Origin of the sequence: Streptomyces sp. 8K308, from assembly GCF_004348315.1 — a bacterium.
In the GTDB taxonomy this organism is placed as follows: Bacteria; Actinomycetota; Actinomycetes; order Streptomycetales; family Streptomycetaceae; genus Streptomyces.
The window spans coordinates 1-6,410 of the sequence record NZ_SMKC01000382.1 but is presented as its reverse complement, the minus strand read 5'-3'; the positions used below and the strand labels follow the sequence as shown (position 1 = coordinate 6,410).

Here is a 6,410-nt window from a genome sequence, read left to right as displayed (position 1 = left end):
CGCCAAGCGCCAGGGGCGCGCCGCCAGCCTGCTCAAGTCAAGCGCCGTCATGGCCGCCGGCACCCTGGTCTCCCGGATCACCGGCTTCGTCCGGCAGCTGGTCACCGTGGCGGCCCTGGGCGCGGCCGTACTCGGCGACACCTACACCGTCGCCTGGGCCCTGCCCTCGATGATCTACTTCCTGATCATCGGCGGCGGCCTCAACTCCGTCTTCGTGCCGCAGCTCGTCCGCGCCATGAAGAACGATCCGGACGGCGGCGACGCCTACGCCAACCGACTGCTCACCGTCGTCATGGCGGCCCTCGCCGCCCTGGTCATCGCCGGCATGCTGGCCGCCCCGCTGCTGGTCAGCATGCAGTCGCCCTCGATCGCCGGCGACCCGGCGGCCAACGAGGTGACCGTCACCTTCGCGCGGTACTTCCTGCCGACCATCTTCTTCACCGGCGTCTACACGGTGATCGGCCAGATTCTGAACGCCCGCGACCACTTCGGCCCGATGATGTGGACCCCGGTCCTCAACAACATCGTCGTCATCTTCACCTTCGGGATGTTCCTCTGGGTCTTCGGCACCCAGAAGGCCTCGGGGCTCACCGAGGACACCATCAGCGCAGAGGGCGTCCGGTTGCTTGGCGTGGGCACCCTGCTCGGCCTGGTCGTCCAGGCCGGCGCCATGATCCCCTACCTGCGCGCCGCGGGCTTCCGCATCCGCCCGCGATTCGACTGGCGCGGCCACGGCCTCGGCAAGGCCGCCACCATGGCCAAGTGGACCGTCCTCTTCGTGCTGGCCAACCAGGCCGCCCTGCTGGTCGTCACCCAGCTCTCCACGGCGGCCGGCCAGCGCGCCGCCGACACGGGCTTCGAGGGCACCGGCTTCATCGCCTACAACAGCGCCCTGCTGATCTGGCAGATGCCCCAGGCCATCATCACCGTCTCGGTGATGGCCGCCCTGCTGCCCAGGCTCTCCCGGTCCGCGGCCGACGGCGACACCGCTGCGGTCCGGGACGACCTGTCCCACGGGCTGCGCACCTCGGCCGTGGCCATCGTGCCCATCGCCTTCGCCTTCGTCGCCCTCGGCGTGCCGATGTGCACCCTGCTCTTCCAGACAGCCAGCGAGGAGAGCGCCCGCTCCTTCGGCTACATCCTGATGGCCTTCGGCCTAGGCCTCATCCCCTACTCCGCCCAGTACGTCGTGCTGCGCGCCTTCTACGCCTACGAGGACACCCGCACCCCCTTCTACAACACGGTGATCGTCTCGATCGGCTGGATCCTCCTCTCCCTGATCAGCTACGCGATCCTCCCCGACCGCTGGGTCGTCGCCGGCATCGCCCTCAGCTACGGCATCGCCTACGCCCTGGGGGTCGGCGTCGCCTGGCGCCGGCTCCGCGCCCGGCTGCGCACCGACCTGGACGGCGCCCGCATCGTGCGGACCTACATCCGCCTCTCCGGCGCCAGCGTCCCGGCGGCCCTCCTCGGCGGCGCCGCCGGCTTCGCCCTGCTGCGCGCCCTCGGCGCCGGCCTGATCGGCTCCGTGGCGGCCCTCACGGTGGGCGGCGTGGTCCTGCTCGCCGCCTTCTACCTCGCGGCCCGCCGGATGCGTGTCGAGGAGCTGACCGGCCTCGTGGGCATGGTCCGCTCCCGGCTCGGCCGCTGATCGGACCGCACCGTGCCCCGCCGACATCAAGATCCCCAGAGTCCCCCGGATCATCGCAGGCTGGGCCCGGTGACGACACCGTTCGGCCACACGCCGTACAACCTCCGCCCGTACTCACATGTCGTGCAGGGTGGCGGACTACCGGCACAATGAATCTGGCAGTGTCAATAGCCCACAGCCGAGAACGGGGAGGCGGAACCCACGGTGGCCGAACGGAGCACGGCGACTAGCCCTCCACAGCAACCGGCGAGCACAAAGCACGCCACGGACGCCGAAAGCGCCGAGCAGGCGGACACCACCACGATCGCGCTGACAGCGGGATCGGGTGCCGCGGCGGCGAAGGCGGACCAGGCGAGCGAGGAGAGAGCCGAGCGGCCCCGAACCGTCGAGCTCCACAGCGGTCATCGCCTCGCTAAGCGCTACCGGCTCGAGGAGTGCATCACCCGACTGGACGGCTTCAGCAGCTGGCGTGCGGTGGACGAGAAGCTGCGGCGCGCCGTGGGCGTCCACGTCCTCCCGGCCAACCACGAGCGGGCGCCCCAGGTGCTCGCCGCCGCCCGCGCCGCGGCACTGCTCGGCGACCCGAAGTTCGTCCAGGTCCTCGACGCCGTCGAGGAGAACGGGCTGGTCCACGTCATCCACGAGTGGCTCCCGGACGCCACCCCGCTGAGCACCGTCCTCGCAACCGGCTCCCTCGACGCCCACGAGGCCTACGCGCTCGCCAGCCAGGTCGCCCAGGCCATGGCCGCCGCCCACCGCAAGGAGCTGGCCCACCTCCGGCTCACCCCCGCCACCGTGCTGCGCACCGGCCCCGGCCAGTTCCGCATCCGCGGCCTCGCCGTCGACGCCGCGCTGCGCGGCATCACCTCGGAGACCCCCAAGCGCACCGACACCGAGGCCATCGGAGCGCTGCTCTACGCCGCGCTGACGCAGCGCTGGCCCTACGCCGAGGGCGCCTACGGACTCAGCGGCGTCGCGGGCCTCAGCAAGGGCTCCCGGGACTCCCTGGTCACCCCGGACCAACTCCGCGCCGGGGTGCATCGCGGGCTGTCGGAGATCGCCATGCGGGCCCTGGTCAACGAGGGCGCCACGGCGACCAGCCAGAAGCCGCCCTTCACCAGCCCCGAGGAGATCGGGCAGGCGCTGGGGGAGCTGCCCCGGATCCGGCCTCCGGAGGACACCCCGAGCGGCATCGCCGGCTTTCAGCGCACCACCTACCAGCGCGGCACCCTCGCCAACAACCGCCCGCTACCGCCCACCGCGGCGCACCCGCCGGCGCCCCCGGCCCCCGCACTCCCCGGCCGCACCGGCACCGCACTCAAGTGGGGCGTCTCGGCACTGCTGATCGCCGCCCTCGGCCTCGGCAGCTGGCAGCTGGCCGACGCGCTGCTCAAGGGCGACAACCCGCCGGCCGAGAACACCGCGCCCACCGGCCCCGCCGTCCAGGAAGAGGAGACCGAGGCTCCCGCTCCCGAGCCGGTCACCATCTCCGAGGCCGTCGAGTTCAACCCCGGCCCCGGGGGCAACAGCCAGAACCCTGAGCTGGTGTCCAACGTCATCGACGGTGACCCGGACACGAGCTGGCACACCAAGAACTACGAGGGCCCCAGCTTCGGCAACCTCAAGGACGGCCTGGGGCTCGTCCTCGACCTCGGCGAACCGCAGACCGTCAGCTCTCTCACGATCAACGCGGTGGGCGACACACCCGTGCAGTTCCGGGTCGCCGACCCCGATGTGACCACCATGCCCAGCGAGCTCGACGACTTCTCCACGATCGCCGAGGGCACCGGTGACGACCTCACGCTCACCGCCGAGGACCCAATCGAGACACAGTTCGTGCTCGTCTGGCTAACCGACCTGCCTGTCGGTGACGATGGCAAATATCGTGGCCGCATCGCCGAAGTCTCCGTTTCAGGCTGACCGCGTGCCCTCGCCCCGAGGGCACGCGGACGGCATCCGGCGACCACCGAACACAGCGACGGCAGAGCAGGCACAGAGGGGAGGGCTCGGCGTGGGCAGACGCGTGCCGGACGGGCCGGCCGTCGACTCCGACGACGAGCTGCTGGCTCGGCACGCCGCAGGCGATCCGGACGCCTTCTCGGAGCTCGTCCGCCGCCACCGGGACCGGCTCTGGGCCGTGGCCCTGCGCACCCTCGGGGACCGCGAGGAGGCGGCCGACGCCCTCCAGGACGCCTTCGTCTCCGCCTACCGCGCCGCGCACACCTTCCGCGGCCAGGCAGCCGTCACAACCTGGCTGCACCGGATCACCGTCAACGCCTGCCTGGACCGGATCCGCCGGGCCAACAGCCGCAAGACCACGCCCATGCCGGAACCGGAGCGCCTCGAGGATCTGCTGGAGCCACACGAGTCGGCCGCAGCCCCCGCCGAGCGCCAGGACCTGCGCCGCGAGCTGCGCACCGCCCTGGCGGAGCTCCCCGCCGAGCAGCGGGCGGCCCTCGTGCTCGTCGACATGCAGGGCTATCCCGTGGCCGAGGCCGCGCGCATCTTGGACACCCCGGTCGGCACCATCAAGAGCCGCTGCGCCCGCGGCCGAGCCCGGCTCCTGCCCCTGCTGCGACACCTCCGCCCCCGCGCCTCTGAGGACGAGGGCCCATCCGAGAGGAACCAGTCACCGGATACATCCGTCCCACCTCCGAGGAAGACGGGCGAAACCAGGAGAGCCAGGCGGGGAGGAGGCGGAAGCTCATGAACAACCCCCATCCAGACCCCGCCGAGATCGCGGCACTCGACGAGGACCTGCTGAGCGAGCCCGAGGCCGCCGCCCTGCGAGACCACCTCGCCGACTGCGCCTCCTGCGCCGAGGTCCATGCTGAGCTCCTCGCCCTCCGCGAGGAGCTCAGGGCACTCCCCGCACCCTCCATCCCCGACGACGTCGCGGCCCGCATCGACGCCGCCCTCGCGGCCGAGGCCACCGCTGATTCACCTGCTGCAGACTCCCGGGGAGTACCTCCGAGGGAATCCTCGCCCTCTGTTTCACGTGAAACAGAGGAGCATGAAACAGCGGAGTGGGAGACAGCGGAATCCGAGCATGCGACGCTGGTCCCCGTCCCCGTCGCACGGCCCCGCTGGCCACGCATGGCCCTGGCCGCCGCAGGAGTCACCGTGGCGGTCGGCCTCGGCGCCCTCCTCACCCAGTCCCTGATCGGCCAGTCCGAGCTGCACGATACGAACGCGGGCAGCGCCGAGGACGCCTCGGAAGAGACCACCGCGCTGGCCTCGGAGCCCCTGGAGGATCAGGTCAGGGAGCTGCTGGCCGAGGCCGAGGGCTCGCCCGGCACCCTCTCCACGATGGAGGGCACCGAGGGGGACCTCGCCGCTCCGTCGCCGGAGAGCTCCTCCGGCACGGGCCAGTCCTCGGAGAGCGGCGCCCTCGACGAGCAGTCCGGCACGACGGCCCCGGAGGCGGAGCCGCTGACGGAGGTGCCCTCGTGCGTCGAGGACGCCATCGGCCGGCAGGAGGCCCCGCTGGCCGCCGAGGCCGAGGACTACGAGGGCGTCGACGCCTATCTGGTGCTCTTCCGCCACACCGCCGATCCCGAACGAGTGGATGCCTACGTGGTGGACGCCGACTGCGTCAGCGCCACCCCGCCGGCCTCGGGCGAGATCCTGGTGCAACAGAGCTATCCGGTGGAGTAGCCCCCGGATCTTCCTGCCGGGAATGTCTGGGACCCTAGGATCCGTTACTGGTCTGAGGGTCTTCACCAGGCCCCGGCCGTCCCATCCGAGACAAGGAAGATTCCCGTGAGCGACGTCCGCAACGTGATCATCATCGGCTCCGGCCCCGCGGGCTACACCGCCGCGCTCTACACCGCACGTGCCTCGCTCAACCCCCTGGTCTTCGAAGGAGCGGTCACCGCCGGTGGCGCCCTAATGAACACCACCGAGGTGGAGAACTTCCCTGGGTTCCGGGACGGCATCATGGGCCCCGACCTGATGGACAACATGCGGGCCCAGGCGGAGCGCTTCGGCGCGGAGCTGATCCCCGACGACATCGTCGCGGTCGACCTGGGCGGCGAGATCAAGAAGGTCACGGACACGGCCGGGAAGGTGCACCAGGCGCGGGCGGTCATCGTGACCACCGGCTCCCAGCACCGCAAGCTCGGGCTGGCGGGCGAGGACGAGCTCTCCGGCCGGGGCGTCTCCTACTGCGCCACCTGTGACGGCTTCTTCTTCAAGGAGCACGACATCGCCGTCATCGGCGGCGGCGACACGGCGATGGAGGAGGCCACCTTCCTGAGCCGCTTCGCTCGCACGGTCACCATCGTCCACCGCCGGGACACCCTGCGGGCCTCCAAGGCCATGCAGGAGCGCGCCTTCGCCGACCCCAAGATCAAGTTCATCTGGGACAGCGAGGTCGCCGAGATCCACGGCACGGACGGCAAGCTCTCCGGGCTGACCCTCCGCAACACCCGCACCGGCGAGACCTCCGCCCTGCCGGTCACCGGCCTGTTCGTCGCCATCGGCCACGACCCGCGGGTCGAGCTGTTCAAGGGTCAGCTGGAACTCGACGCCGAGGGCTACCTACGGGTGGAGTCGCCGACCACCCGCACCAACATCCCCGGCGTCTTCGCCGCCGGCGACGTCGTGGACCACAGCTACCGCCAGGCCATCACCGCCGCCGGCACCGGCTGCTCCGCAGCACTCGACGCCGAACGCTACCTCGCCGCCCTGGCCGACGCCGAGAACATCACCTCGGACGTCCAGGCCTGAGCGACCGCCCCCGACTTCACCCCGAGAC

The 6,410-nt window shown here is 71.4% G+C and carries 5 protein-coding genes; all 5 read left to right on the top strand.

All coding sequences use genetic code 11. The annotated features are described in order from the left end of the window. Positions 1-1,651: murein biosynthesis integral membrane protein MurJ (gene murJ / locus E1265_RS31865; RefSeq protein ID WP_132934448.1), on the top strand; the 1,651-nt coding region annotated here is incomplete at its 5' end. A 204-nt stretch (positions 1,652-1,855) separates the two neighbouring features. Continuing rightward, positions 1,856-3,571 (top strand): protein kinase family protein, encoded by a 1,716-nt coding sequence (locus E1265_RS31860; RefSeq protein WP_207931287.1) that lies wholly within the window; start codon positions 1,856-1,858, stop codon positions 3,569-3,571. A gap of 91 nt (positions 3,572-3,662) precedes the next feature. Further along, positions 3,663-4,361, top strand: coding sequence for an RNA polymerase sigma factor SigM (gene sigM / locus E1265_RS31855; RefSeq protein WP_243741256.1), 699 nt, complete (start codon positions 3,663-3,665; stop codon positions 4,359-4,361). Next, positions 4,358-5,308, top strand: a complete 951-nt coding sequence (locus E1265_RS31850; RefSeq protein WP_132934446.1) for a hypothetical protein — start codon at positions 4,358-4,360, stop codon at positions 5,306-5,308. Before sigM ends, E1265_RS31850 begins: the two co-directional genes overlap by 4 nt. A gap of 105 nt (positions 5,309-5,413) precedes the next feature. Beyond that, on the top strand, positions 5,414-6,382 hold the full coding sequence (gene trxB / locus E1265_RS31845) for a thioredoxin-disulfide reductase (protein WP_132934445.1): 969 nt from the start codon (positions 5,414-5,416) through the stop codon (positions 6,380-6,382). Positions 6,383-6,410 lie beyond the last annotated feature (28 nt).